This window comes from Stenotrophomonas sp. 28608_Sma (assembly GCF_056486185.1).
In genome coordinates this window covers 733,521-759,656 of sequence record NZ_CM151308.1, presented here as the reverse complement: position 1 = coordinate 759,656, position 26,136 = coordinate 733,521, and the positions used below count along the sequence as shown (strand labels likewise).

The window sequence follows — 26,136 nt, the reverse complement described above, 5'->3', positions numbered from 1 at the left end:
CTCAGCGCACCTTCAACGTGGCCAGGCCGATCAGCACGAGCACGACCGAGATGATCCAGAAGCGCACGATCACGCGCGGCTCCGGCCAGCCCTTCAGTTCGAAGTGATGGTGGATCGGTGCCATGCGGAACACGCGCTTGCCGGTCAGCTTGAACGAGGCGACCTGGATCATCACCGACAGCGTTTCGATGACGAACACGCCGCCCATGATCACCAGCACCAGCTCCTGGCGGGTGATCACTGCGATCGTACCCAGCACCGCACCCAGCGCCAGCGCGCCGATGTCGCCCATGAACACCATGGCCGGATAGGTGTTGAACCACAGGAACCCCAGGCCCGCACCGGCGATGGCCGCGCAGATGATGACCAGCTCGCCGGCGCCCGGGATCTGCGGGATCTGCAGGTAGTTGGCAAACACCACGTTGCCCGAGGCGTAGGCGAACACGCCCAGTGCGCAGGCCACCAGCACGGTCGGCATGATCGCCAGGCCGTCCAGGCCGTCGGTGAGGTTCACCGCGTTGGAGAAGCCGACGATCCAGAAGTAGGCGATGGCCACGAATCCGATGCCGGCCAGCGGCAGCGCGATCGACTTGAACATCGGGATGTAGAAGGTCAGCGCCGCCGGCACGTCGGCCGTGTAGAACAGGAACAGGCCCGCGGCCAGGCCGAAGATCGACTGCAGCAGGTACTTCCAGCGCGACTTCAGGCCGTTCGGGTCGCGGCGGACGATCTTGATCCAGTCGTCATACCAGCCGATGGCGCCGAAGCACAGCATCACCGCCAGCACCAGCCACACGTAGCGGTTGCGCAGGTCGGCCCACATCAGCACCGACAGGGTGATGGTGAGCAGGATCAGCGAACCGCCCATGGTCGGCGTACCGGCCTTGGAGAAATGGGTCTGCGGACCGTCCTTGCGGATCGGCTGGCCGCCCTTGAACTGGGCAAGCTTGCGGATCATCGCCGGGCCGAGCCACAGCGACAGGAACAGGGCCGTCAGCGCGGCAAGGATGGCGCGGAACGTCTGGTAGTTGAACAGCCCGAACAGGCTCTCCAACTGCTGCAACCATCGAGCCAGTTCATACAACATGCGGGGATTCCTCTCCTTGCGCCAGCAGCGCTTTGACAATCGTGTCCATGGCGCTGCCACGGGAACCCTTGACCAGGCAGCGCACGCCGGCGTGCAGCTCGTCCTTCAGCGCCTGCGACAGCGCGTCATGGGTGGCGAAATGACGGCCGCCTTCACCGAAGGCGGTGGCGGCAGCGGCGCTGAGCGGGCCCAGCGCATACAGGCGCTTGAGGCCAGCAGCGCGCGCGCGGAGCCCTGCCTGCGCGTGCAGCGCTTCGGCGTCCGGACCCAGCTCGCGCATGTCGCCCAGCACCAGCCAACCCTCTTCCGGCGCGGCGGCCAGGGCGTCGATGGCCGCGGCCAGCGAACCGGGGTTGGCGTTGTAGCTGTCGTCCACCAGCACCGCGCCGTTGCGCAGCTGATGGGCGATCTGGCGGCCCGGTACCGGCTGTGCTTCGGCCAGGCCGGCCGCGATCAGCGCCAGATCGACACCGGCGGCCAGCGCCAGGCTGGCAGCGGCCAGCGCATTGCTGACGTTGTGGCGACCCGGCAGGCCCAGCACCACGCGGGCTTCGCCGCCCGGTGCGACCAGGGTGAACTGGCTGCCCTGCGCGCCGGCGCGGATGTCGCGCGCGGTGATGTCCGCGGTGTGCTCCAGGCCATAGCGCAGTACGCGGCAGCGCGGCGGGGTGCCGACGAAGTGCTGTTCGAACCAGCGGCCGTAGGCATCGTCGACGTTGATCACCGCCACGCCATCGGCCGGCAGCGCGGCATAGATCGCGCCCTTGGTCACTGCCACGCCGAGCAGGCTGCCCATGCGTTCCAGGTGCGCCGGGGCGATGTTGTTGACCAGCGCATAGCGCGGGCGGGCGATGTCGGTCAGGTAGGCGATGTCACCCGGCTTGCCCGCGCCCATCTCGTAGACAGCGTAGTCGGCATCTTCCGGGGCATCGATCACTGCCAGCGGCAGGCCGATCTCGTTGTTGCGGTTGCCCGGGTTGGCGTAGACCACCTTGTGCGCATGACGGGCCACCTGCTGCAGGATCGACAGCAGCAGGCTCTTCACGCTGGTCTTGCCGTTGCTGCCGGTGATCGCGAACACCTCGGTATCGCGGTCGCGCTGCATGCCGGTGGCGATCTTCGCCAGCGCCAGTTCGCTGTCGGCCACCAGCACCTGCGGCAGTTCGATCGGCAGCAGGCGCTCGACCAGCAGCGCGCTGGCACCGCGCGCCTGCGCGTCGGCGGCAAAGTCATGGCCATCGAAACGCTCGCCGCGCAGCGCCACATACAGGCTGCCCGGGCCGAGGCTGCGGGTGTCATTGCTGACCGCATCGATGGCCACGTCGTCGCCGTGGATCTCGCCGCCGGCCCAGTGTGCGATCAGCGAAAGCAGAGTGCGCTTCATGCGATGCCCTCCCCGGCCTGCGCGCTGAGCACACCGGCCTTGGCTGCCAACGCAGCGGCGGCCACTTCGGTGTCGTCGAAGTCATGGCGCACGCCATTCACCTCCTGGTACGGCTCGTGGCCCTTGCCAGCGATCAGGATGATGTCGCCGGCACCGGCACGCTTCACCGCCAGGCCGATCGCACGCGCGCGGCTGCGCTGCACGGTCACGGCATCGGCGTTCTGGAAGCCGGCCAGGATGTCGGCCACGATCACGTCGCCGTCTTCGCCACGCGGGTTGTCGTCGGTAACGATGACCTGGTTGGCCAGGCGCTCGGCGATCGCAGCCATCTGCGGGCGCTTGCCGGTATCACGCTCGCCACCGCAGCCGAACACGCAGAACAGCGTGCCCTGCAGGTGGCCGTGCAGGCTGTCCAGCGCCTGTTCCAGTGCGTCCGGGGTATGTGCGTAATCGACCACCACGGTCGGCAGGCCGTCTTCGCCGCCCAGGCGGTTCATGCGGCCACGGATCGGCTGCAGCGCCGACAACACCTCGGCAATGCGCGGCAGCGGCTGACCCTGCGCGTGCAGGGTGCCGGCCACGGCCAGCAGGTTGTCCACGTTGAAGCGGCCCAGCAGCGGCGACTGCACCGCCGCGCGCTGGCCGTCGATGACCAGTTCGAAGGCAATGCCACGGCCGTCCAGCTGCAGCGCCTCGGCGCGCACGCTGGCATCGGTGGCACCGCGCGAGCTCAGGCCGATCGGTTGCACGCCCGCCGGGAGGCCGGCGAACAGCTGGCGACCGAACGCGTCGTCAAGATTGATCACCGCGGCCTTCAGTCCCGGGCGATGGAACAGCCGTGCCTTGGCCGCGCCGTAGCTGGCCATGTCGCCGTGGTAGTCCAGATGATCGCGGGTGAGGTTGGTGAATACCGCCACGTCGTAGTGCACCGCATCCACGCGGCCCTGGTCCAGCGCATGCGAGCTGACTTCCATCGCCACCGCGCGCGCACCGGCATCACGCAGCTGCGCCAGCAACGCATGCATCTGCAGCACCAGCGGCGTAGTGAAGCCGGTCGGCTCAACTGCACCGTAAAGTCCGGCGCCCAACGTGCCGATACTGCCACTGGGCGTTCCGAGCAGGTGCCAGGCCTGGGCCAGCAGCTGCACGGTGGAGGTCTTGCCGTTGGTGCCGGTCACGCCCACCATCGCCATCGCCCGCGACGGTGCGCCATGGAACTGGTCGGCCATCGCACCCATGCGCGCGCGCAGGCCCGGCACCGCAATCGCATCGGCCGGTGCCGGCAGTTCGACCGGTGCCGGCGGTTCGAACAGGATGGCGCCAGCGCCGGCCGCACGGGCCTGCTCGACAAAGCCCAGGCCATGCGCGCCGAAACCGGCGATGGCGACGAAGGCATTGCCGGGGCGCACGGCGCGGCTGTCCAGCACCAGGCCGGTCAAAACGGGATCGTGGCCCGCCAGGGCCACATCCGGAAGCAACTGCGAAAGCAACATCGAAGGACTCATTGCGTGCCTCCCGTAGCGGGCGGCGTCTGGGCTTGCGCGCTGGGCAGCGCAGCGTCGAATTCAGCGGCGGCATCCACCGGCAGCGCGGCCTCGGCCGGCGGCGCGGGCAGGATCGAGGCCGAATGGCCGACCTTGCCGGACTGCTGTGCGGCCAGCCACGACTGCAGGTCGTCCAGCGGCACGTCCATCAGGCGCAGGGTGCCTTCCATCACGTTGTGGTAGACCGGCGCCGACACCAGGCCGCCATAGAACTTGCCGGCCTGCGGGTCGTTGATGACGATGACGGTGGCGAAGCGCGGATTGGTGGCCGGCACCACGCCAGCGAACAGCGCGTTGTAATGGCCGCGCTCGTAACCGCCGGGGCCGGCCTTGCGCGCGGTACCGGTCTTGCCGGCCACGCGGTAGCCCAGCACCGCCGCCTGCTTGGCGCCGCCCTGGGTGACCACGGTTTCCATCATCGCCACCACCTGCTTGGCGACGTTCTCGTCGATGATCTGCTGGCCTTCGTTGCGCTGGCCCTTGACGAAGGTCGGCGCGATCAACCTGCCACCATTGGCCAACGCCGAATAGGCAGTAGCGATCTGCAGAGGGGTGACGTTCAGGCCGTAGCCGTAGGACATGGTGGTCTTGGTGGTGCCTGACCAGCGCGCCGGGCGCAGCACGACGCCGCCGGATTCACCCGGGAAACCGCTGTGCGGCACCGAGCCGTAGCCGAAGCGGCGCACGCCGTCGTAGAACACCTGGTCCGGCATCTTTGCCGCGACCTTGGCCGCGCCCACGTTCGAACTGCGGGTGATCACGCCGGTCACGTTCAGCACGCCGTTGTTGCGCGGCACGTCGCGGATGGTGAAGCGGCCCAGGGTCATGTAACCCGGGTTGGTATCGATGATGGTGTCCTTGGTCACCGCACCGGCCTGCAGCGCAGTGGCAATGGTCAACGGCTTCATCGTCGAACCCGGCTCGACCAGGTCGGTCACTGCACGGTTACGGCGCGCATCGGGCAGCGCGCCGGTCAGCGAATTCGGGTTGTAGGTCGGCAGGTTGACCATGGCCAGGATCTCGCCGGTGGTCACGTCCATGATCACCATCGAACCGCCGGCCGCCTTGTTGGCCACCAGCGCGTTGCGCAGTTCCTTGAACGCCAGGTACTGGATGCGGCGGTCGATGCTGAGGGTCAGGTCCTTGCCCGGTTCGGCGGCGCGCAGCAGATCGCTTTCGACGGTCTCGCCCTTGCGGTTGCGGATCACCCGCTTGGCACCGGCCTTGCCGCGCAGCCATTCGTCGAACGCCAGCTCCAGGCCTTCCTGGCCGCGGTCGTCGATGTTGGTGAAGCCCAGCACGTGCGCCATCGCCTCACCCTGCGGGTAGAAGCGGCGGAACTCGCGCTGCGCGGCCACGCCCGGAATCTTCAGCGCGACCACCTTCTCTGCCTCGTCCGGATTGATCCGGCGGCGCAGGTACATGAATTCCTTGTCCGACTTCTGCGACAGGCGGCTGCTCAGCTCATCCACCGACATGCCGACCGCCTGAGCCAGCTCAGGAATCCGCTCGGGCGAACGCAGCAGGTCCTGCGGGTTGACCCAGATCGAAGCGACCGGGGTCGACACCGCCAGCGGCTCGCCGTTGCGGTCGGTGATCATGCCGCGCGAGGTCTTGATCGGCAGCTCGCGCAGGTAGCGGGCTTCGCCCTGGCGCTGGTAGAAATCGCTGTTGATGATCTGCACGTAGGCCGCGCGGCCGACCAGCGACACCGAGCACAGGCCGAGCGCCAGGGCAACCCAACGCAGGCGCTGGCGCAGGTTGAAGGCGTTGCGCGGGCGGTTGCGGCCGGTCTTGCTCATGGGCGCACCACCACGATGTCGGCGGCCTCGGGGAACTTCATGCCGAGCTTCTCGCGGGCGATGCGATCCACACGGTTGGCTTCGGCCAGGGTGGCCTGTTCCAGCTGCAGGCGGCCGAATTCCAGATTGATGTCATCGCGCTTGCGCTCAGCGCGCGACAGCTCGATGAACGTCTGCCGGTGACGGTGACGCACGAACACGACGCCGATCGCCGAGGCCACGGTCGAGGCCAACAGGATGATCAGCAGCAGCCGGCTCATGCATCGGCCTCCCGCTTCTGGGCCACGCGCAGCACGGCGCTGCGGGCACGCGGGTTGGCCGCCAGTTCTTCGTCGGTGGCCTTGATGGCGCCACCGATCAGATCCAGGGTCGGCACGAACACCTCCGCCTCGGGCAGGCGGCGGTTGGCCGGCGGCGCCTTGGCCAGGCGGTTCATGTACTGCTTGACGATTCGATCTTCCAGCGAGTGGAAGCTGATGATCGCCAGGCGGCCGCCGGGCTTGAGCCGTTCCACGGCCGCATCGAGCCCGGCTTCCAGATCGGCCAGCTCGCGGTTGATGTGGATGCGGATGGCCTGGAAGCTGCGCGTGGCCGGGTGGATCTTGTCCTTGCCGCGCGGCATCACCGAGGCGATCAGCTCAGCCAGTTCGGCGGTGCGGGAGAACGGCTGTTTCTCGCGGCGGGCCACGATGGCACGGGCGATACGGCGGCTCTGACGCTCTTCGCCGTAGGTCCACAGCACGTCGGCAATCTCGCGATCTTCGACGCGGTTGATCCACTGCGCGGCGCTTTCACCGCTGTCCGGGTCCATGCGCATGTCCAGCGGGCCGTCCTTGCCGAAGCTGAAGCCACGCTCGGCCACGTCCAGCTGCGGCGACGACACGCCCAGGTCGAACAGCACGCCGTCCAGGCCTTCAGCCGTCGCATCCCACTGCAGCAGCTGGGCGAAGCTGCCACGGAAGATGGACACGCGCGGGTCCGGCGCGAAATCGCGCTCGGCTACGGCGATGGCTTCCGGATCCTTGTCCATGACCAGCAGGCGCCCCTCGGGACCGAGCTGGGTGAGCACGCCACGTGCATGACCGCCACGACCGAACGTGCCATCCAGATAACGTCCGTTTTCGATCACCCTCAGGCCTTCAAGGACCTGGGTGTACAGGACCGGCAGGTGCACCGCCGGCGACTGCGACACCGGAAGGTGACCGGCCTGCGCTTCTGGGCGCATCCGGGCACCCCGGCTCACAACTTCAGGTCGAGCAACCCATCACCCAGATCCTCGTCAGACAATGTCTGCTGGATCAGGGCCCGATGCGCCTGCTCGCTCCACAATTCGAACTTGTCGCCCATACCGAGCAATACCGCCTTCTTCTCAATGCCCACCGCACCGCGGTGGCTGGCGGGGATGCTGATGCGACCGTTGCCGTCCAGCTCAAGATGGGCGGCCGAGCCGACCAGCTTCTGCTGCAACAGGCGCACGACGCGCTGGGTGTTGGGCTTGGACATCACGTCGTCGCGGACCCGCTCCCATTCCGACTCTGCATACAGCCACAGGCAGCCGGCTTCGAACGGGTTGTAGGTCAGCACGAGACGGTTGTTGCTGGCGCGCGCGACGAGGTCGCGGTAAGCGGTGGGAACCGCCATGCGCCCTTTATCGTCAACTGTGATGGCCGTCTCGCCCTGGAACACGACGCGTGCACCTATCCTTCGCCCGGTGAAACATTGAACCACGAAAACCCACAAAACACCCGGATTTCCCTCTGATGCCCACCTTAGCAGCGGCCGAAGGGTTGTCAACAACTTTTCAGCGGGGAAATCGCCAGCCACATCAATGGCTTGCAACAACCTTTAGAGAATTGTTCAAGGCTTATCCACAAGTTGCTGATCCGTCTCAATTTTTGAGATTGAACGGAAGTTCAGGGCTGTGGACAGCGCGTGAAACATCGGCCGCGCATTCATCCAAAACGGGCCGGAAGCGGCGCCAGACTGCGCAAACCGTGCACAATGAGGCCATGTGCCTGCTCGCTCTTGGCTGGATGCACCACCCGCGCTGGCGGCTGGTGATGACCGGCAACCGTGATGAGTTCCACGCCCGCCCGACGGCGGCGCTGGCCGCCTGGCAAGATGAGACCTCCGTCATCGGGGGGCGCGACCTGCGCTCCGGCGGCGGCTGGGCGGGCGTCGGTGCCGTAGGCCGGATGGCAGTGGTCACCAATGTGCGTGATCCGCTGGCCGCCCAGACCGGCCCTTCACGGGGCGCGCTGGTGGCCGACTTCCTGCGCGGCCGCGACCCGGCCGCCGTGCATATCGACCGGTTGGCAACGGTGGCCGGCGCCTACGCGCCGTTCAACCTGTTGCTGGCCGACGGCCACAGCCTGGAGTTCCTGGGCAACCACCCCGCCGAGCGGCAGAGCCTGGGCCCGGGCGTGCATGGCATGTCCAACGGTGCGCTGGACGCGCCCTGGCCGAAGACCCGGCGGCTGATGGCGGCCCTTGAAGCCTGGCTGCAGGAAGACCGGGTCAGATCCCTTTCGCAAAGCGAAAAGGATCTGACCCCGGACCTGACCCCGCTCTGGGCCGCCCTGGCCGACGAACATCGCCCCGCCGACAGCGACCTGCCCGACACCGGCATCGGCCTGGAACGCGAGCGCTGGCTGAGCCCCGCCTTCATCCGCGGCGACGACTACGGCACCCGCGCCAGCACCGTGCTGCTGATCGACGCCGACGGCCACGGCCAGATCCACGAGCGCCGCTTTGGCCCACAGGGCGCAGCCAACGGACAGAGTCACGTCATTTTCTGACCGGGTCGTGCCGGCCGCTGGCCGGAATCTCTCTCCAGCAGGGGTATTGCCTACCGTTGGCCGGAATCTCTTTCCAGCAGGGTAGTGCCGGCCGCTGGCCGGCAACCTCCGGATCTTCGGGCAGGCCACGCCGCTGCCGGCCAGCGGCCGGCACTACCCGTCACTGCGATCCAAGGCTGCCAACGTCATTCAGCTTCCGGACGCAGCGCCTTTCCGCCCGCGCCACAGGGCCTGCGTTGCCGCAGCCACCCCACTGTGCCCTTTTTGCGCTTGGCACTGTGTCTATAAATGCCGCCCGCAACCTCCCAAGGTGGTCATGCCCGGCACCATGCCGCGCGATCCACATCCACATGGAGGCCCCATGCGCCGCACCCTCATCCTGCTCGCCACCCATCTGCTCACTCTCGGCCTCGGCTTCGGCCTGGGCGTCTACTTCCTGCCGATCCTGATCGCTCCTGATGATCCGCCCGCAGCACAGGTGCAGGCCGCCATGAACGACGCCACCCATCACACCACGTTCCGCCGCGACCTCAAGGGCAGCGACGCGGTGCACTGGGCGGAAGGCAAGGTCAGCGTCAGCGCACGCCAGGTGGCCTTCGACGGGAAGATGGGACCGGGACCGGACTACAAGGTCTACCTGGTCCGCGATTTCGTCGACAACAAAGCGGACTTCCTGAAGATCAAGGCGCAGGCCCGGCGCATCGGCGAGGTGAAGACCTTCAACCGTTTCCTGGTCGATGTACCCGATGACGTCAACGTCGACGACTACACCACGGTGGTGGTGTGGTGCGAGCGCTTCTCGCAGTTCATTTCCGCAGGGCAGTACCGTACGCCGGGCTGACGAACGCGCGACGTCGAGGTAGTGCCGGCCGCTGGCCGGCACTCTGTCCGCCCTGCAGGCATCGTGAAGCGGCCGGCCAGCGGCCGGCACTACCGATGCGCGGTTCACGCATATGGAAGAAAGAGGCGGAGCCGGCCGATAAGCCGGGTTCTGTCGTGGACAGTCATTCCTCTAGGCGTTACGTCACCGCAACGCTCAAGCAACCTACCCGGATCCAACGCGGGCCGCGCCAAAGGATCCCTATTTGGTCTTGCTCCAGGTGGGGTTTGCCGTGCCGGTCTGTTGCCAGACTCGCGGTGCGCTCTTACCGCACCATTTCACCCTTACCGGCCTTCCGAAGAAGACGTAGGCGGTATCTTTCTGTTGCACTTTCCGTCGGCTTGCGCCGCCCAGGCGTTACCTGGCACCTTGCCCTATGGAGCCCGGACTTTCCTCGGCATCCCCGAAGGGATGACGCGACTGTCTGGCCGGCTCCGCCAACGCACATTCTAGCCTACGAACGCCCTTCCTGCCGTGCTGATCGCGGCATCCGGTTCATCCATCCACGCATGGCGTGGATCTACCGATTCCGCTGCTCTGGTGGGTGCGGATTCCGCTCTGGTGGGTGCGGACCTTGGTCCGCACCATTTACTCGTCACTCGCCGCAGCCAACGATGTTCCTTTTTGTCGGTCGATATTCAAAACACCCGACGTTATGGAACAATGCCGTCATGGGAAACGCCGAGGCCAAGGCACGAAAGCTATTGCGACGCGCAGGCACCCTGCGCGCCCGCGAACTGGTGACTGCCGGGATCGCCCGCGCCCAACTGACCCGCCTGGTCGAGGCAGGCGCACTCATCCGGCTGTCCCGTGGCGTCTACGCGTTGGCGGAAAGAAAGAGCGACGACACCGATGATGGACTGCGGATCATTGCAGAACGCCTGCCACACCCCCGTCTATGCCTGTTGAGTGCCCTGCGCCTGCATGGCCTGACCACTCAGGCACCATTCGAACGCTGGGTCTCCATCGGCAACAGCGACCGCGTTCCGCGGATCGACTGGCCGCCCCTCCGTGTGGTCCGCATGTCGGCAACGACCCTCAATGCGGGGCTGGAAGAACGTCGCGTAGGCGGACGTCTCATATACGTCAGCAACGTAGCCAAAACCGTCGTCGATTGCTTCAAGTTCCGCAATCTCGTAGGGCTTGATGTCGCACTTGAAGCCCTGCGTGACGCGCTTCACAGCCGTGCAACCACGCCGGATGCGTTGATGGAGTATGCGCGGATCTGCCGCGTTGCCAGACTGATGAGACCGTACCTCGATGCCCTGGCTTGATCCCCTCTCCAACACCTCCCCACCGCGTTGCTTCCATCCGGCAACGGCTGCTCGATCTCGCACGCAAGCAGGGTGAGGACTTTCAGTTCGTGCTGGACAGGTTCGCCGTTGAGCGCCTGCTCTACCGGCTCTCCGCTTCTCGATACCGCAACCAGTTCCTGCTGAAGGGTGCCATGCTGTTCGCAGTGTGGTTCGACGCGCCGCACCGCCCTACACGGGATGCCGATTTCCTGGGATCCGGCAGCGCTGAGCCCGATCGCCTGCTACATATCGCACTTTCGCTCTGTGGAATGCCCGGGGACGACGGCCTGCGCTTCGATCCAGGCAGCATCGTCATCGAGGCCATACGTGAAGAAGCCACGTACGAGGGGCTGCGCATGCGCCTGATCGCACATCTGGGCCGGGCACGCTGCCATGTGCAGTGGGACGTCGGGTTTGGCGACGCGGTGATCACCCCGCCGCCGGAAATCACCTATCCGGTGATTCTGGAAGGATTCCCTCCAGCCTGCCTGCGCGTCTATCCACGCGAAACCGTGTTTGCCGAAAAGCTCGAGGCTATAGCGGCACTGGGCATCGCTAACAGCAGGATGAAGGACTTCTTCGACTTGCTGGCACTGATCCGCGAAGACGCCATGGATCGCCCGCACCTTGTTGCGGCCATTGGCGCGACGTTTGATCGACGAAGGACCCCGGCGCCAACGCCCCTGCCCTACGGACTGACTCAGTCATTCGCCGCAGATACCCAGAAGCAGACCCAGTGGCGCGCCTTCCTGCGCAGGAATCGCCTGATCGCGCCGGACCTCTCTTCGGTGATTGCCGAGATTGCCAACTATCTGGACACCCTCGACACACCCGTACAGTCCTGACGTCGCAAGGCCTGGCGCTATCGGTCCGCCCGGGTGGGTGCAGACCCCGGCGCGGCCCGTTCATCCACGCATGGCGTGGATCTACCGATTCCGCTGCTCTGGTGGGTGCGGATTCCGCTCTGGTGGGTGCGGACCTTGGTCCGCACGATCCATCAACTCCCGTACAACGCCTTGCGCGGTGCGCCGGTCAGCTCGGCAGCCAGCTTGGCGGCGGTCGACGGCGGCAGATGCTCGCTCAATTTGGCGTAGACACGGCGGCCATGCGCCAGCTGCGCTTCCTCATCGTCGCCAGCACCCTGCACCATCACCACGAACTCGCCCTTGCGCTGGTTCTCGTCAGCTTCCACCTTCGCCAGCAGGCCGGCCAGGTCACCATCAAGCACGGTCTCGAACAGCTTGGTCAGCTCGCGGGCCAACACCGCCGGGCGCTCACCGCCGAAGATCGCCGCCATGTCGGCCAGCGATTCGGCGATGCGGTGCGAGGATTCGTAGAACACCATGGTGCGTACTTCACCGGCCAGCGCCTGCAGGCGGTCGCGGCGGCCGCTGGCCTTGGCCGGCAGGAAACCCTCGAAACTGAAACGGTCGCTGGGCAGGCCGGCCACGCTCAGCGCAGCGATGGCGGCACAGGCGCCGGGAATCGGGCTGACCTTGATGCCCGCCGCGCGCGCAGCACGCACCAGGCGGAAACCGGGGTCACTGACCAGCGGGGTGCCGGCATCACTGACCAGCGCCAGCGATTCACCGGCCTGCAGGCGCGAGACCAGGCGCTGGGCCAGGGCCTCTTCATTGTGTTCGTGCAGGGCCACCAACGGCTGCTGGATGCCGAAATGGGACAGCAGCTGGCCACTGCGGCGGGTGTCTTCAGCACAGATGGCCGCCACCGACCGCAGCACCTCCTGCGCGCGCGGGCTCAGATCGGCCAGGTTGCCGATCGGGGTGGCGACGACGTACAGGGTTGGCACACTCATTTCAGCGGTACTCACGGGGCAAGGGTAGAATCGTAGCGTGTACCCGGCCAAGGCCGCTGCCCTCATCGCATGGACCCGATCATGAACAAGCCCGCCGCACGGATCTCCGCCCTGTCGCTGTCGCTGATGCTGCTGGCCGGTTGCGCCACCACCAGCCTGACCAGCACGCCCGATTCGCCGGCCCAGAGCCAGGCGCTGGCGCTGATCGAACAGGGCAAGCCCCGCGACGCCGCGCTGCAGCTGGAAGGCCTGGCCGCCACCCTGCGCGGCGGCGCTCGCAGCAATGCGCTGGCCGACGCGGCCTGGGCCTGGCACCTGGCCGGTGACAGTGCGCGCGCGCGCAGCCTGCTGGGCCAGCTCACCGCCCGCCAGCTGTCCGGCGCCAGCCTGCAGCGCTACCAGCTGACCGGCGCCGAGCTGGCACTGGCCGACAAGCAGCCGGCGCAGGCCCTGGCCCTGCTGAAGGACCACGGCGACAACGTGCTGCCGGCGCTGCGTACGCGCTGGTATCTGGCCCGCGCCAACGCGCTGCAGGGCACCGGCGATGCCTTCGGCGCCGCCACCGAACGTGCACGCGCCCATGCCAGCCTGACCGGCAGTGCGCGCAGCGAGAACCAGGCCGCCATCTCCGGCCTGCTCGGTACCCTCGACGACGCCACTTTGCGCAGCCGTGCCGCTGCCCTGCCGGCCAACGATCCTCTGTACAACTTCGCCGGCCGTGCGCTGATCGCGCGCGGCCTGCCGCTGCCGCGCCCGTTCGACCGCGATGGCGCGGCCCAGTTTGATACCAGCAAGCGTCCGCCGGCGATGAGCGACGGCTACCGACCGCCGGCCAAGCTGGCCGTGCTGCTGCCGCTCAGCGGCCGCCTGGCCACCGCCGCGCAGCCGGTGCGCGACGGCCTGTTGAGCGCCTACTACGGTGAAAGCCGTCGCCGCCCGGACATCAATTTCTTCGACACCGCTGGCACCCCGGCTGGTGCCCTCGCCGCCTACGACAAGGCCGTCGCCTCCGGTGCCGACTTCGTGGTCGGCCCGCTGGGCCGCGACGGAGTGGACGCCGTGTACGGCCGCCAGCAGCTACAGGTACCGGTGCTGGCCCTGAACCGCGGCAAGGATGCACCGCCGGCCGGCAGCGCTGGTTTCTCGCTGGCACCGGAAGACGACGGCATCGTCGCCGCCGAGTACCTGCGTGGCCGCGAGCGCAACCGCGCGCTGGTGATCAGCAGCAACGACGACACCGGCCGCCGTTCCGCCGCCGCCTTTGCCCAGCGCTTCGCACAGCGCGGCGGCCAGGTGGTGGCCACGGTCAATGTCAGCGAAGCCGTCGGCGATGTCGGCGCGCAGGTGCGCAATGCCGGTCAGGTCGATGCCGTGTTCCTCGCCGTGCGCGCCCCGCAGGCCCGACTGCTGGCGCCGCAGCTTGCGCTGGCCGGTGCCGGTGGCGCGACCCGCGTCGGCACCTCGCAGCTGACCGTCGGCAGCGGCAAGGTGGAAGAAGACGTGGCGCTGGACGGCATCGTCTACCCGAACGAAGCCTGGAATGTGCGCAGCGTGTCCGGCCTGCCGTCGGCCAGCCAGGTGGCCAGCGCGCTGCCCAGCGCTCGCGGCGCCGCTGGCCGCCTGTTCGCTTTCGGTGCCGATGCCTGGAAGATCACCGCCTATCTGGACAAGCTGTCCAACGAGGGCGGCCTGGACGGTGCCACCGGCACCCTGTTCCTGGACAGCAACGGCAACATCCTGCGCCAGCCGGCATGGTCCACCTTCAATGGCGGCCGGCCGATGCCGATCGTCGGTGGTCGCTGAGCGCAGCCAACGTGGCTCGGCGGTGGAAGCCGCCGCCGAGCAGCACCTGCAACAGGCCGGGCTGCTGCCGCGTGCGCGCAACGTGCGTTATCGCGGCGGTGAACTGGACCTGGTGATGGATGACGCCGGTACCGTGGTGTTCGTGGAAGTGCGCTATCGCGCGCGCTCCGATTTCGGTGGCGGCGCCGCTTCGGTGGATGCGCGCAAATGCCGGCGCCTGGCGCATGCCGCGCAGCTGTACCTGCAGGACAACCCGGCACTGGCCAATGCGCCCTGCCGTTTCGATGTGGTTGAAGCCAGTGGTGAACCGCCGCAGCTGCGGTGGCTGCGTGATGCGTTCCGGCTGGATGACTGCTGATGGTTAACGTCCGCTCTGGTAGAGGCCGAACTTGGTCGGCGCCTCTGTGCCAACCATGGTTGGCACCTACCAGAGCGCAGCCTGGCCGGCACGACCACGGTGCGTGACTGATGCCTTCGATCATCACCCATGCCGCTGTGCCGTTGGCGCTCTGGTGCGCCGCTGACCGTGGCCGCATCCCACCGCGCCTGCTGGCGGCCGGTGTGATCGCTGCGATGCTGCCCGATGCCGACGTGCTGGCCTTTGCACTGCATATTCCCTACGCCGATGCGTTCGGACATCGTGGTGCCAGCCATTCGTTGCTGTTTGCGTTCGTGCTGGCGGCGTTGGCCGCGGTGTTGGCGTTCTTCGGTAGCCGCCGGCCTTGGTCGGCGCCCCGCAACTCCGGTAGTCGCCGACCTTGGTCGGCGCTTCGGTGCCAACCAAGGTTGGCACCTACCGAAGAGGCAATGGCACGCTCTGGTAGTGGCCGACCTTGGTCGGCGGTTTCGTGCCAACCAAGGTTGGCACCTGCCAAGGCAGGGCCAACGATGGCATCGACCCTACAAGCGGCGGTGTTCGTCTTCGTCTGCGCCGCCAGCCACCCGCTGCTGGATGCGATGACCTCCGGCGGCCTCGGTGTCGCCCTGGCCTGGCCATGGAGTGAGCAGCGCTTCTTCGCGCCGTGGCGACCCATCCGCGTTTCTCCGTTCGCGCCACAGTTCTTCAGCGCGCGTGGCCTCGCCACCGTAATGTCGGAACTGCGCTGGGTGTGGCTGCCACTAGCCGGCGCCGTTGTTGCCTGGAAACTGATCCAACCCGCTCCCGTTGCCCCACGAGATCCGTCATGAGTCCTGCCCTGCCTGCTGCCCTGGTTGCCGAACTGTCCGCCCTGCTGGGCGCGGAGGGCTGGCGCATGGATGACGGCGCGCTGGAGGCGAACGCGCAGGACAACTCATGGCGTCACCAGCGCCCGGCGGCGGTGGCGCTGCCAGCCGACATCGAACAGGTGCAGGCTTTGGTGCGGGCCTGCCGTGCGCATGGCGTGGCCCTGGTCGCACGTGGCGCTGGTACCGGCACCACCGGCGCGGCGGTGCCGCTGCCCGGCAGTATCGTGCTGTCGTTCACCCGCATGGACCGCATCGTCGAGATCCGCGCCGGTGACCGTTGCGCGGTGGTGCAACCGGGCGTACTCAACGGCGCCCTGCAGCAGGCGCTGGCCCCGCATGGCCTGTTCTGGGCGCCGGATCCATCCAGCGCCGAGATCTGCAGCATCGGCGGCAACCTGGCCTGCAACGCCGGTGGCCCGCGCGCGGTGAAGTACGGCACCAGCCGCGACAACGTGCTGGGCCTGGTTGCCGTTACCGGCACCGGCGACGTGATCCGCTGCGGCGGTGCCTACACCAAGGACGCCACCGGCTATGACCTCACGCATCTGCTGGTAGGCAGCGAAGGCACGCTGGCATTGATCGTGGAAGCCACGCTGAAACTGACCCCGCTGCCGGTCAGCCAGGCCGGCCTGCGCGTGCTGTACCGCGATGCCGATGCCGCCGCGGCCGCCGTATCGCGATTGATGTCGCAACCGGTGGTGCCCACGCGCCTGGAATTCATGGACGCACGCAGCCTGGAGCTGCTGCGGCTGAATGGTGCCGACGTGCCGGAGGCCGGTGCGATGCTGCTGGTCGAAGCCGATGGTGACCACGACACCCTGCCCTACCTGCTGCAGGCACTGGCCAGCGCTGCCGAAGGCGACGGCATGATCGAGCTGGACGTCGCGATGGAAGGCCGCGCGCGTGACCAGCTATGGGCCGCACGCAAGGCGCTGTCGCCGGCGCTGCGCAGCGTTGCCCCGGGCAAGATCAACGAAGACGTGGTGGTACCGGTATCGCGCATTCCGGAACTGGTGGCCGGCGTGCAGGCATTGGCACGCGACTACGCGCTGACCATCGTCACCTTTGGCCATGCCGGCAACGGCAACCTGCACGTCAACATCCTGTACCACCCGGACGATGCCGACGAGAACGCGCGCGCCCATGCCGCGCTGCCAAAGATCTTCGAGCTGACGCTGGCGTTGGGCGGCACGCTGTCGGGAGAACACGGCATTGGCCTGGCCAAGCGAGATTTCATGGCGAAGGCCTTCACCGCAGAAACGCTGACGACGATGCGAGCGATCAAGGCCGCGCTGGACCCGGACGGCATCCTCAACCCCGGCAAGGTGCTGCCGCCGGTGTAGTGCCACTGCCAATGTGTTGACGACGACCCGCAGGAGCCCTCCCCAGCTGGAGGCGTCGCACTGTACCCGCTACGGACCTTCACGCTGCCAGCCGTCAACTGAAGCTCCATCCGGTGTCCAGTGTGCTTTGCAACTTGTTGCATGGGAAAACTGCTCCTTTGCCAGGAACATATCGCCAACAGCACCACACAGCTCTGACCCACACCCGTCGTGAGCGCCAGCTGCCTGGTCCAGCGAGCCTGCAGTGACAGCACCATCGGCATCTCTGTGAGCCGTTGGCAACCGCCGAACGGGTTGGGTCGAAGCAACAGCGCCCACGCCCTGCGAACAAGGATGCCGAGATGTACAAGCCTCTCTATCCCCATGTCATCACCACTCTTGGCGAAGCCGCTGCGCGCCTGCCACATGACCTCGCGCCGATCCTGGAGCAGGCCCTGGCCGCGGTCAACGATGCGCGGTCGCTGGCAACGGTCACGTGTGAGTCCTGCCTGCAGCAGCGTCGCGGCAGGCAGCCGCAGGCTGACTGAGTACTGGATGTGCAGTTGCAGGCAGCTTAGCGACATCTGCAGAGCCGAGCCCATGCTCGGCTGCCATGGGGCACATCGCGATGAAAGCCGCGCTTCGCGCGTGAGCCGAGCGTAGGCTCGGCTCTGCAGCGTCGATGTCATCCAGCAACCGCGCACCGATACGGCAGCACCCGGTCATGCCCGGCGGTTTCAGTCGCGTGGCAGCGCCGGGCCATGCCCGGCGTCATCAATCAGACGAAGTGCTGGTATCCGCCGTCGGCGGCTTCGCCATCCACGTGCACGCCCTGCCCTTCGGCAATGCGACCGATGCGGGTGAGCGGCACGTCCAGCGATTCGGCCAGGTAGTGCAGCGCGTCGCGCTGGTCGGCGGCGGCGGTGAAGCACAGTTCGTAGTCGTCGCCACCGCGCAGAGCGCAGTCGCGCGCGCCATCGCGGCCGAGCAGCTCACGCAGCGCGTGGGAGATCGGCAACGAATCGGCATCGACATGTGCGGCCACGTTGCTGCGCGTGGTGATGTGACCCAGATCGGCCAGCAGGCCATCGGACACATCCACCGCCGCGTGTGCGAACGCACGCAGGCGCAGGCCCAGGGTCACACGCGGAGTCGGCCGCAGCAGACGCAGGCGCAGGCTTTCGTAGTCGGCCAGCAGCGTGGCGGTGGCGATGCTCAGCGCAGCTTGCTGCCACAGGCGCAGCGCACCGGCGGCATCGCCGAGCGTGCCGCTCACCCAGATGTCATCGCCCACCTGCGCGCGGTCGCGACGCAGCGCCTGGCCACGTCCCACCTGGCCCATCGCGGTCACCGACAGCGACAACGGACCACGCGTGGTGTCACCGCCGATCAACGCGATGTCGTGCTGATCGGCCAGGGCGAAAAAGCCATCGGCGAACGCATCGATCCAGTCTTCGGAGGCTTCCGGCAGCGACAACGCCAGCGTGCACCACGCCGGGCGCGCGCCCATCGCGGCCAGGTCCGACAGGTTGACCGCCAGGGTCTTCCAGCCGATATCGAAGGCCGGGGTTTCCACCGGGAAGTGCACGCCGCTGTTGAGCGTGTCGGCAGTGACCACCAGTTGCTCATTGGCACGCGGCTGCAGCAGCGCAGCGTCGTCGCCGATGCCGAGCAGGATGTCGTCGCGCTCGAGGGTACGGGCGCGGATGCGGTCAATGAGGGCGAATTCGGCCAGGGACATGGGGCGTTCCCGCTGTTGTACGTGCCGCGCGGTGCGCGGTGGGCGGTAGTGCCGGCCGCTGGCCGGCAACCTCAGGATCCCTGCAGCTGCCGGCCAGCGGCCGGCACTACCACAGGTGGGTCAGTGACCCGATTCGACCTTGCGCCATTCCACGGCGGCACGATCCAGCACGCCGTTGACGTAGGTATGGCCATGCTCGGAACCGAAGCGCTTGGCCGATTCGATGGCTTCGTTGATCACCACGCGGTACGGCACGTCCAAGCGGTAGCGCAGCTCGTACGCCGCCAGGCGCAGCACCGCGCGTTCGATCGCGTCCACTTCTTCGATGCCACGGTCCAGGTACGGGCCGAGCGCTTCGTCGATGTCGCGGCGGTTGTCGAGCACGCCGTGCAGCAGTGCTTCGAAGTACGCCAGGTCGGCGATTTCGCGGGCCTGCTCGTGGGCGAACTGGGCGATCAGCGACTGGGCGTTGCCGCCGGAGATCTGCCAGGCGTAGACGGCCTGCACAGCACGACGGCGCGCGCGCGAGCGCAGCACCGGATCGACGCCATCACGGCGGACGGGTTTACCGGAGGGCTTGCCCTGGGTGTTCTTGTTCATGGCAGCTGCTCCAGAAGATTGACCATTTCCAATGCGGCGAGTGCGACTTCCTCGCCCTTGTTGCCGTGGCTGCCGCCTGCGCGGGCCTCGGCGTCTTCAACGCGTTCCACCGCCAGCACGCCGTTCAGCACCGGCACGCCGAAGTCCAGCTGCACGCGCATCAGGCCTTCGGCGCAGCGATCGGCCACGTGCTCGTAGTGGCGGGTATCGCCACGGATCACGCAGCCCAGGGTAAGGATGGCGGCGTGTTCGTGGGCGGCGGCCAGGCGCGCGGCCACCAGCGGCAGTTCCCAGGCACCCGGCACGCGGATCACGTCGATGTTGGCTTCGGTGATGCCGTTGCCAGCCAGGCTCTGGCGGGCGCCAGCGACCAGCGTGTCGGTGATGCGGGCGTTCCAGCGGCTGGCCAGGATGGCGAAGCGCGCCGATTCGGGAGTGCGAAGATCGCCTTCGAAGTGGCTCATATGCGGCTTGGGGGACTCGATAAGGGGGTAATTCTAGCGTGGATGGGCCCCGGCCGTGGCCGATGGGGGCCCGGGGCGTGCCGACCAACGGTCGCCACCCACCGGTAGTGCCGGCCGCTGGCCGGCAATCACGGGGACTGCGGTTGCCGGCCAGCGGCCGGCACTACCCATTACAGGGTCACCGTCTCCACCACTTCCAGGCCGTAGCCGGCCAGGCCGATCTGGCGGCGCGGGGTGCCCAGTACGCGCAGCTTGCCCAGGCCCAGGTCGGACAGGATCTGTGCGCCAGCACCATTGCGGCGCCACTGGCTCACGTCCTTGTCCTTGCCCGGTACCACCGGCGCCGGCTGCTGCCGCAGGCGGGCCAGCAGGGCCTCGCCGTCGCGCGGGGCCGACAGCACCACCATCACGCCGGCGCCTTCGGCATCGATCGCGCGCAGGGCATCGGTGGCAGCCACGCCGAAGTCATCACGGCGCCAGTGCAGCAGGTCGGCCAGCGGGTTTTCCACCTGCACGCGCACCAGGGTCGGCGTTTCGGCATCCGGGGTGCCGCGCACCAGGGCGAAATGCACGTCGTGGGCGATGCGATCGCGGTAGGTGACCAGCTTGAACGGGCCGAACTCGGTCTCGATCTCGCGCTCGTCCACACGCTCGACGGTCTTTTCGGTGGCCAGGCGGTAGGCGATCAGGTCGGCGATGGAGCCCATCTTCAGACCGTGCTCGCGGGCGAACACTTCCAGTTCCGGGCGGCGTGCCATGCTGCCATCCGGGTTCAGGATCTCCACCAGCACGCCGGCCGGTTCCAGCCCGGCCAGCATGGCCATGTCCACGGCCGCCTCGGTGTGGCCGGCGCGGGTCAGCACGCCGCCCGGCTGAGCGATCAGCGGGAAGATGTGGCCCGGCTGGTGCAGGTCCGACGGCTTGGCGTTGGGCTTCACCGCGGTACGGATGGTGTGCGCGCGGTCATGCGCCGAGATGCCGGTGGTGACGCCCTCGGCGGCCTCGATGCTGACCGTGAAATTGGTCTGGAACTGCGCGGTATTGGCCTGCACCATCGGCGCCAGGCCGAGATCGGCGGCGCGGGTGCGGTTCAGCGGCAGGCACACCAGGCCACGGCCATGGGTGACCATGAAGTTGATGTCGCTGGCCTTGACCAGCTCGGCGGCCATGATCAGGTCGCCTTCGTTCTCGCGGTCTTCGTCATCGACGATGACGACCATGCGGCCCAGGCGGATGTCTTCCAGGATTTCCGGAATCGGGGCGAAATTCATGCTGCATCTCCATGCGGGTGCTGGCCGTTGGCCGGCACGCTGATCAGGCGTTCGACGTAGCGGGCGACCAGATCGATTTCAAGATTGACCGCGCTGCCCACGCCTGCGGCGGAGAAGGCGGTGTTGGCCACCGTGTGCGGGATCAGGGCGACTTCAAAACCTTCATCGTCCACTTCGTTGACGGTGAGGCTGACGCCGTCCACGCAGATCGAGCCCTTCTTGGCGATGTAGCGGCGCAGCGAGGCCGGCGCTGCGAAACGCCAACGCTGGGCACGCGCGTCTTCGTGGATGGACAGCACCCGGCCGAGGCCGTCGACGTGGCCGCTGACCAGATGGCCGCCGAGGCGGTCGGTCGGGCGCATGGCGCGTTCCAGGTTGATGACCGCACCCTCGCCCAGCTGGCCCAGCGTGGTCAGGCCCAGGGTCTCGGTGGAGGCATCGGCCTGGAAGCTGCTGGCGTCGAATGCGATGACGGTGAGGCAGACGCCGTTGATGGCAATGCTCTCGCCCATCTGCACGTTGTCGAACGGCAGAGTCCCGACATTGAAGGTGAAGCGGACATCGCCGCCGATGGATTCGCGTGCGGCCAGACGGCCGACGCCTTCGATGATTCCAGTAAACAAGTAACGTTCTCCGCGAAAAGTGAGCGAAAAACGCCGCAAGGCAAACAGGCGCACGCAGGGCATGAGCCCTGTGGCACCGTCTTCTTTCATCCGGACTATGACCGTCGGCTCCGGCATTGGACCGGATCTGCTGACCCCCGGCCGTGGGCCGGGGCGCTCGCGGGCTCGTGCTTGCGCACCTACCGCCGGTGGGGAATTGCACCCCGCCCTGAAGACGTTTGTGTACCGGCGAACCGGCGTGGCTAGTGTACCAGCCCGTGCTGAACGGGGTCGGATGCCACAGCTGTGACGGCCGTCGCTCGCAATTTGTAAAACTTTCATTAAAATTCTGCCCCGGACGACATGAGGTCGCCACGGGCAGCCCGCTGGGCATGCCCGCCAAAGGACTGAAATTCACAGGAATTCCCATGCGCAAGATGCTGATCGTGGCCGCCCTGCTGGCCGCCGCCCCGCTCTCGGCTTCGGCCGACGCCCTGAGCTACACCTACGTTGAAGGCGGTTGGACGCAGGTCAAGGTTGACGACAACGCACTGGACGACCCGAAGGTCGACGGCGGCTACCTGCGTGGCTCCGTGGCCATCGCCGAACAGGTCTACGTGTTCGGTGGCTGGTCGCGCACCAGCAAGACCTATCACTACAGCGACGGTTCGCTGAAGGTTGAACTGAATCAGCCGGAGCTGGGCATCGGCTACCACATGCCGTGGACCGACCGCGTCGACTTCACCGCCGACATCGCCTGGGTGCGCCAGAACGCCGAGCTGACCGATCGTTATGACGGCTACAGCGACCGCTACAAGGACCACACCAACCTGGCCCGCGCCACCATGGGCATCCGCGGCAAGCCGTCGCGCATGACCGAAGCCTGGGCCAAGGCCGGTTACATGGACGGCGGCAACAACTACAAGGGCACCTGGGTCGGCACCATCGGTGGCCAGATCAACTTCACCAGGACCTGGGGTCTGGTGGGCGAGATCTCCGGCTACCGCGACGTCACCCAGTACTCGGCCGGCGTCCGCGCCAGCTTCTGATCCAGCGATCGCTTCTCGTGGTGCGATCGAACGGGCCCCGCAAGGGGCCCGTTTTTTTGGCCGGCATACACGACCACGTGACCCCATAGCGCCATCGAAAGCCCACGCAGATGCGCTAGGCTTGCGCGCCTCTGGAACAGGAAAACACCGTCATGAAGACCCCCACCCGTACTCTGCTGGCCAGCATGCTGCTGTGCGCCCCGCTGATCGCCACGGCCGCCCCGGCCACGCTGTCGCCCGAACAGGCGTTCGACCTGTATGCACGCACCCTGCTGGAAGACGACGCGGCCGCCACGCGCACGCTCAACGACGCACTGAAACCGGCATTCGAAGGCCAGGACGCCGTGACCCCGAACCCGGGTGCGCTGGCCAAGGCGCTGGCCGAACCCTGGCAGACCGTCCTCGCCAGCACCGGCGCCAAGGTCGACGCTGCGGCCACCGAAGCGCTGTATGCCAAGGCGCTGCGTGATTCGAAGTGCCGCGCGACCAAGAGCGTGATCGAAGACAACGAATACGTTGAAGACCAGAAGCTGGCACGGATCACCTTCAGCTGCCAGCTGCCCGACCTGGGCAAGGTGCGCCCGCTGTTCGCCGCCAGCCTCGCATCCGATGCCAGCCCGGCCTCGCGCAAGCAGTTCACCGATGCCTACACCCAAGCGCTGCAGAGTGGCGCGCGCGTGCCGGTCATCGGCACCTTCACCCTGTACCCGGCCAAGGACAACGGCTACTGGTACAGCGGCAACTTCGATGACCTGGTGGGCACCGTGGCCGGTGCGCTGGCACCGTTCGAGGACTGGATGCAGGACGCGCAGGCGGCCAACGCGCCGAAGGTGACCGGCGTACCGGGCTGCGACCTGTTGCTGCAGCAGCATCGTGCCTGCGTGGCGAAGGTCGCACCGGACCAGATCAGCGGCGTGGACGCCATGGCCGAGGAGCTGAAGGCCAAGGCACAGGTGCAGTCGGCCGATGAGATGACGCAGGAGTGCAAGGCACTGCGCCCGATCGCCGAGATGATGTGGACCGACGAGTGCGCGTGAGCCTCGTGTAGAGCCGAGCCCACGCTCGGCTCATTGTCGCCGACGACGAGGGCGGCCGCACTTTCAGAACCGTTGCATGGCCCTGCGTGGCCTGCATGGTCAATGCTGTTGCCCTCTTCCATCGGGGCAACCGCATGAAACACCGCACGACGTCGACCATGGTCATGTTGCTGACGCTGCTGGCGCTTGTGGCGTGCGGGCAAGCCAAAGCTCCCAAGTCCAGGATTACGACCTTCTCGGTCATCCCAGCGGTTGCCTTCGAGTCAACCCTGCTGAGCGACAGGCAGCTGGATGCGTGGATGAGCGAAGACGACGACTGCCACGCGTTCCTGATGTATCACGATCAGTGCGCAGTGCTGGTATTGCCGCATGAGTACGACGACGGTTTTACCCGTCACCAGCTGCGATTGAAGGCGAGGAAACTGCCGGGCGAGGCACTGGGCGCGTACTGCCGCAACCTGCATGGGCTGTGGAAGCAGCAGTGGAAGGGCCAGTGCCCCGTCGGCGAAGAAGACGACGAGGAAGCCTGACGACAAGGGCATCGCCCCTGCTTCGCGTCATTCCCTCACGGGCGCAGCAGCAGCCTGATGTCCTCACCGACCTGACGCTGGTCAACCACGCGCAGGCGGCGCTGCTGGTCCATGGCATCGATGCCGAGGCCAGCCAGCAGCGGGCGACCGGTATCGCCCAGCAGCGTGGGCGCCTGATACAGCAGCAGTTCGTCCACCCAGCCGCCGTGCAGCAAGGCACCGGCCAGCGTCGCGCCGGCTTCGGTATGCACCTCGTTGATGCCGCGTTCGGCCAGCAGTGCCAACACCGCGCCAAGATCGAGACGGCCGTCAACACTGGGCACGCTGGCGAATTCGGCATCGGCCGCATCCGGTGCACTCACTGCAGCATCGTGCAGGTACAGCGTCGGTGCCCCGCCCTCGCGCACGCGGCTGCATTCGAGCGAACGCAGGCGCGAATCGAGCACCACGCGCAGTGGCGGCATCACTTCGGTGTCCGCCAGGCGCACGGTCAGCATCGGATCGTCGGCCAGCACGGTTTCGGCGCCGGTCAGGATCGCACCTGCGCGCGCGCGCCAGTGCTGCACGTCTTCGCGCGCGGCCGGGCCGGTGATCCACTTGGAGCTACCATCGGCCATCGCGGTGCGACCGTCGAGGCTGACCGCCAGCTTCACCCGCAGCCACGGCCGGTTGCGCTCCACACGCGACAGGAAGCCCTTGTTGAGCTCACGTGCCTGCGTCGCCATCAGCCCTTCAGCGACTTCGATGCCGGCATTGCGCAGCAGATCGAAGCCACCCCCATCGACCTTCGGGAACGGATCGCGCATCGCGGCAACGACGCGCGACACACCCGCTTCGATCAAGGCCAGCGCACACGGCGGTGTGCGCCCGTAGTGCGCACAAGGCTCCAGGGTGACGTAGGCGGTGGCACCGCGCGCCTCGCTTCCTGCCTCGCGCAGCGCGAACACTTCGGCGTGCGGTCCACCGGCACGCTGGTGCCAGCCCTGCCCGACCACGCGTTCGCCGTGGGCGATCACGCAGCCGACCATCGGGTTGGGGCGGGTGGTGTAGGCGGCACGCTCGGCCAGACGCAGTGCGTTGGCCATGTGCAGGTGGTCGAGAACGGAGAACGGGGCGGTCATGCGGCCATGGTAGCGCCGTTGGTGGCGGTGTAGATCCACGCCATGCGTGGATGGGCGCCACTGTGCCAACCAAGGTTGGCACCCACCGAAGCAGATATCTGTGCCAACCAAGGTTGGCATCTACCGGGGCGTCAGCCCTTCTTCTTCTTGGTCAGGGCGATCACGTCGCCCAGCAGCTGCAGCTGTTCGGTACTGGATGGCAGGTCGCGCTCCAGCTTCTCGATCTCCTCGCGGAAATCGGCCACGTCCTCGAAGCTGCGGTAGACCGACGCGAAGCGCACATAGCCGACATGGTCGAGCTTGCGCAGTTCGTTCATGACGAACTCGCCGACCTTGATCGAGGGTACTTCGCGCTCACCGCTGATGCGCAGCTGATGGACCACGGCGCGTACCGCCGCTTCGATCTTGTCTTCGGCCACCGCACGCTTCTGCAGCGCGCGGTCGAAGCCAGCGCGGACCTTCCGCTGGTCGAATGCTTCACGGGTGCCATCGCTCTTGACGATGGCGGGCAGTTTCAACTCCACCGTTTCCATGGTGCTGAAGCGCTCGCCACAGGCTTCGCATTCACGCCGACGACGGATCGTCGCGCCGTCTTCGGAGACGCGCGAGTCGATGACCCGGGTATCGGCATGTTGGCAGAAGGGGCAGTGCATGGAACGCCTGGCTCAGGAAAGTACCTATTGCCACGGTCATGGCAGCGTCGCAAAGGTACCTGAGAAAGGGCCCCGCAGCAAATGCTGTCTGCGCGGAAGTGCCTGCATTT

At 67.1% G+C, this 26,136-nt stretch carries 27 protein-coding genes, 1 other RNA gene and 1 riboswitch; of the genes, 12 read left to right on the top strand and 16 right to left on the bottom strand.

Features of this window, described 5'->3' with window-relative positions; all coding sequences use genetic code 11:
• Window position 1: 1 nt before the first annotated feature.
• From mraY to ACZLHH_RS03325, 7 genes are read right to left on the bottom strand one after another with little or no spacing between them, the layout of a single operon-like run.
• Window positions 2-1,087 (bottom strand): phospho-N-acetylmuramoyl-pentapeptide-transferase, encoded by a 1,086-nt coding sequence (gene mraY / locus ACZLHH_RS03355; protein WP_010481929.1) that lies wholly within the window; start codon window positions 1,085-1,087, stop codon window positions 2-4.
• Window positions 1,077-2,471 carry a UDP-N-acetylmuramoyl-tripeptide--D-alanyl-D-alanine ligase gene (locus tag ACZLHH_RS03350; RefSeq protein WP_049461622.1) on the bottom strand — a complete coding sequence of 465 codons (1,395 nt, stop codon included), beginning with the start codon at window positions 2,469-2,471 and terminating at the stop codon, window positions 1,077-1,079. Before ACZLHH_RS03350 ends, mraY begins: the two co-directional genes overlap by 11 nt.
• Window positions 2,468-3,976 (bottom strand): UDP-N-acetylmuramoyl-L-alanyl-D-glutamate--2,6-diaminopimelate ligase, encoded by a 1,509-nt coding sequence (locus tag ACZLHH_RS03345; RefSeq protein WP_049461623.1) that lies wholly within the window; start codon window positions 3,974-3,976, stop codon window positions 2,468-2,470. The genes ACZLHH_RS03350 and ACZLHH_RS03345 overlap by 4 nt, the downstream gene beginning before the upstream one ends.
• Window positions 3,973-5,817, bottom strand: a complete 1,845-nt coding sequence (locus tag ACZLHH_RS03340) for a peptidoglycan D,D-transpeptidase FtsI family protein (protein ID WP_049461624.1) — start codon at window positions 5,815-5,817, stop codon at window positions 3,973-3,975. The genes ACZLHH_RS03345 and ACZLHH_RS03340 overlap by 4 nt, the downstream gene beginning before the upstream one ends.
• Entirely contained in the window at window positions 5,814-6,077 is a 264-nt protein-coding gene (gene ftsL / locus ACZLHH_RS03335; protein ID WP_005412242.1) for a cell division protein FtsL, read from the bottom strand. Before ftsL ends, ACZLHH_RS03340 begins: the two co-directional genes overlap by 4 nt.
• Window positions 6,074-7,042 carry a 16S rRNA (cytosine(1402)-N(4))-methyltransferase RsmH gene (gene rsmH, locus ACZLHH_RS03330; RefSeq protein WP_012510046.1) on the bottom strand — a complete coding sequence of 323 codons (969 nt, stop codon included), beginning with the start codon at window positions 7,040-7,042 and terminating at the stop codon, window positions 6,074-6,076. The genes ftsL and rsmH overlap by 4 nt, the downstream gene beginning before the upstream one ends.
• 14 nt (window positions 7,043-7,056) lie before the next feature.
• Window positions 7,057-7,458 (bottom strand): division/cell wall cluster transcriptional repressor MraZ, encoded by a 402-nt coding sequence (locus ACZLHH_RS03325; protein WP_008266948.1) that lies wholly within the window; start codon window positions 7,456-7,458, stop codon window positions 7,057-7,059.
• A 368-nt stretch (window positions 7,459-7,826) separates the two neighbouring features.
• Here ACZLHH_RS03325 and ACZLHH_RS03320 point away from each other — a divergent pair, with 368 nt between their 5' ends.
• Both ACZLHH_RS03320 and ACZLHH_RS03315 read left to right on the top strand, forming a co-directional pair.
• Entirely contained in the window at window positions 7,827-8,615 is a 789-nt protein-coding gene (locus tag ACZLHH_RS03320; RefSeq protein WP_049461626.1) for an NRDE family protein, read from the top strand.
• Between the two features lie 361 nt (window positions 8,616-8,976).
• Window positions 8,977-9,456: a DM13 domain-containing protein gene (locus ACZLHH_RS03315; RefSeq protein WP_049461627.1), complete on the top strand. Its 480-nt coding sequence runs from the start codon at window positions 8,977-8,979 to the stop codon at window positions 9,454-9,456.
• Window positions 9,457-9,579: 123 nt separating this feature from the next.
• Here ACZLHH_RS03315 and rnpB read toward each other — a convergent pair.
• Window positions 9,580-9,931: RNase P RNA component class A (gene rnpB / locus ACZLHH_RS03310), an RNA gene on the bottom strand.
• 178 nt (window positions 9,932-10,109) lie between these two features.
• Here rnpB and ACZLHH_RS03305 point away from each other — a divergent pair.
• Complete coding sequence (locus ACZLHH_RS03305) at window positions 10,110-10,769, top strand: type IV toxin-antitoxin system AbiEi family antitoxin domain-containing protein (protein ID WP_177179501.1); 660 nt, start codon at window positions 10,110-10,112, stop codon at window positions 10,767-10,769.
• Entirely contained in the window at window positions 10,766-11,635 is an 870-nt protein-coding gene (locus tag ACZLHH_RS03300; protein ID WP_197573250.1) for a nucleotidyl transferase AbiEii/AbiGii toxin family protein, read from the top strand. The genes ACZLHH_RS03305 and ACZLHH_RS03300 overlap by 4 nt, the downstream gene beginning before the upstream one ends.
• A 152-nt stretch (window positions 11,636-11,787) precedes the next feature.
• Here the strand turns inward: ACZLHH_RS03300 and rsmI are convergent, their stop codons facing one another.
• The gene (gene rsmI / locus ACZLHH_RS03295; protein ID WP_005412235.1) at window positions 11,788-12,606 is read right to left on the bottom strand and encodes a 16S rRNA (cytidine(1402)-2'-O)-methyltransferase; all 819 of its coding nucleotides are present in this window, start codon (window positions 12,604-12,606) and stop codon (window positions 11,788-11,790) included.
• 81 nt (window positions 12,607-12,687) lie between these two features.
• Between rsmI and ACZLHH_RS03290 the strand changes: the two genes are divergently transcribed.
• The 5 genes from ACZLHH_RS03290 (at window position 12,688) to ACZLHH_RS03270 (ending at window position 17,506) form a co-directional block, all read left to right on the top strand.
• Entirely contained in the window at window positions 12,688-14,409 is a 1,722-nt protein-coding gene (locus tag ACZLHH_RS03290) for a penicillin-binding protein activator (RefSeq protein WP_049462856.1), read from the top strand.
• Window positions 14,399-14,767 carry a YraN family protein gene (locus ACZLHH_RS03285; protein WP_177179500.1) on the top strand — a complete coding sequence of 123 codons (369 nt, stop codon included), beginning with the start codon at window positions 14,399-14,401 and terminating at the stop codon, window positions 14,765-14,767. The genes ACZLHH_RS03290 and ACZLHH_RS03285 overlap by 11 nt, the downstream gene beginning before the upstream one ends.
• A 110-nt stretch (window positions 14,768-14,877) precedes the next feature.
• Window positions 14,878-15,597, top strand: coding sequence for a metal-dependent hydrolase (locus ACZLHH_RS03280; RefSeq protein WP_049462854.1), 720 nt, complete (start codon window positions 14,878-14,880; stop codon window positions 15,595-15,597).
• Window positions 15,594-16,979: an FAD-binding oxidoreductase gene (locus ACZLHH_RS03275; protein ID WP_049462853.1), complete on the top strand. Its 1,386-nt coding sequence runs from the start codon at window positions 15,594-15,596 to the stop codon at window positions 16,977-16,979. Before ACZLHH_RS03280 ends, ACZLHH_RS03275 begins: the two co-directional genes overlap by 4 nt.
• A 341-nt stretch (window positions 16,980-17,320) precedes the next feature.
• Entirely contained in the window at window positions 17,321-17,506 is a 186-nt protein-coding gene (locus ACZLHH_RS03270) for a hypothetical protein (RefSeq protein WP_032128040.1), read from the top strand.
• A 230-nt stretch (window positions 17,507-17,736) separates the two neighbouring features.
• Here ACZLHH_RS03270 and thiL read toward each other — a convergent pair whose 3' ends face one another.
• The 5 genes from thiL to ACZLHH_RS03245 form a co-directional block, all read right to left on the bottom strand.
• Complete coding sequence (thiL, locus tag ACZLHH_RS03265; protein WP_080355242.1) at window positions 17,737-18,699, bottom strand: thiamine-phosphate kinase; 963 nt, start codon at window positions 18,697-18,699, stop codon at window positions 17,737-17,739.
• Window positions 18,700-18,819: 120 nt separating this feature from the next.
• Window positions 18,820-19,299, bottom strand: coding sequence for a transcription antitermination factor NusB (nusB, locus tag ACZLHH_RS03260; RefSeq protein WP_049462852.1), 480 nt, complete (start codon window positions 19,297-19,299; stop codon window positions 18,820-18,822).
• Window positions 19,296-19,763 carry a 6,7-dimethyl-8-ribityllumazine synthase gene (gene ribH, locus ACZLHH_RS03255; protein WP_005408061.1) on the bottom strand — a complete coding sequence of 156 codons (468 nt, stop codon included), beginning with the start codon at window positions 19,761-19,763 and terminating at the stop codon, window positions 19,296-19,298. Before ribH ends, nusB begins: the two co-directional genes overlap by 4 nt.
• Before the next feature lie 170 nt (window positions 19,764-19,933).
• Window positions 19,934-21,034 (bottom strand): 3,4-dihydroxy-2-butanone-4-phosphate synthase, encoded by a 1,101-nt coding sequence (gene ribB / locus ACZLHH_RS03250; protein ID WP_049425006.1) that lies wholly within the window; start codon window positions 21,032-21,034, stop codon window positions 19,934-19,936.
• Window positions 21,031-21,657 (bottom strand): riboflavin synthase, encoded by a 627-nt coding sequence (locus ACZLHH_RS03245; protein WP_049462851.1) that lies wholly within the window; start codon window positions 21,655-21,657, stop codon window positions 21,031-21,033. Before ACZLHH_RS03245 ends, ribB begins: the two co-directional genes overlap by 4 nt.
• A gap of 74 nt (window positions 21,658-21,731) precedes the next feature.
• Window positions 21,732-21,877, bottom strand: a riboswitch (FMN riboswitch).
• Window positions 21,878-22,064: 187 nt separating this feature from the next.
• On the opposite strand from ACZLHH_RS03245, the gene ACZLHH_RS03240 reads away from it, so the two are divergent.
• The 3 genes from ACZLHH_RS03240 to ACZLHH_RS03230 all read left to right on the top strand — a co-directional run bounded on the left by ACZLHH_RS03240 (window position 22,065) and on the right by ACZLHH_RS03230 (window position 24,252).
• Complete coding sequence (locus tag ACZLHH_RS03240) at window positions 22,065-22,685, top strand: hypothetical protein (RefSeq protein ID WP_032128042.1); 621 nt, start codon at window positions 22,065-22,067, stop codon at window positions 22,683-22,685.
• Between the two features lie 152 nt (window positions 22,686-22,837).
• Entirely contained in the window at window positions 22,838-23,722 is an 885-nt protein-coding gene (locus ACZLHH_RS03235) for a hypothetical protein (RefSeq protein ID WP_049462850.1), read from the top strand.
• A 95-nt stretch (window positions 23,723-23,817) separates the two neighbouring features.
• A complete protein-coding gene (locus ACZLHH_RS03230; protein ID WP_223224668.1) occupies window positions 23,818-24,252 on the top strand; it encodes a hypothetical protein in 435 nt (144 codons plus the stop codon).
• A 35-nt stretch (window positions 24,253-24,287) separates the two neighbouring features.
• On the opposite strand, the gene ribD is transcribed toward ACZLHH_RS03230, so the two are convergent.
• Window positions 24,288-25,373, bottom strand: a complete 1,086-nt coding sequence (gene ribD / locus ACZLHH_RS03225; RefSeq protein ID WP_049462849.1) for a bifunctional diaminohydroxyphosphoribosylaminopyrimidine deaminase/5-amino-6-(5-phosphoribosylamino)uracil reductase RibD — start codon at window positions 25,371-25,373, stop codon at window positions 24,288-24,290.
• A 131-nt stretch (window positions 25,374-25,504) separates the two neighbouring features.
• Window positions 25,505-26,026: a transcriptional regulator NrdR gene (nrdR, locus tag ACZLHH_RS03220; protein ID WP_004143350.1), complete on the bottom strand. Its 522-nt coding sequence runs from the start codon at window positions 26,024-26,026 to the stop codon at window positions 25,505-25,507.
• Window positions 26,027-26,136: the final 110 nt, after the last annotated feature.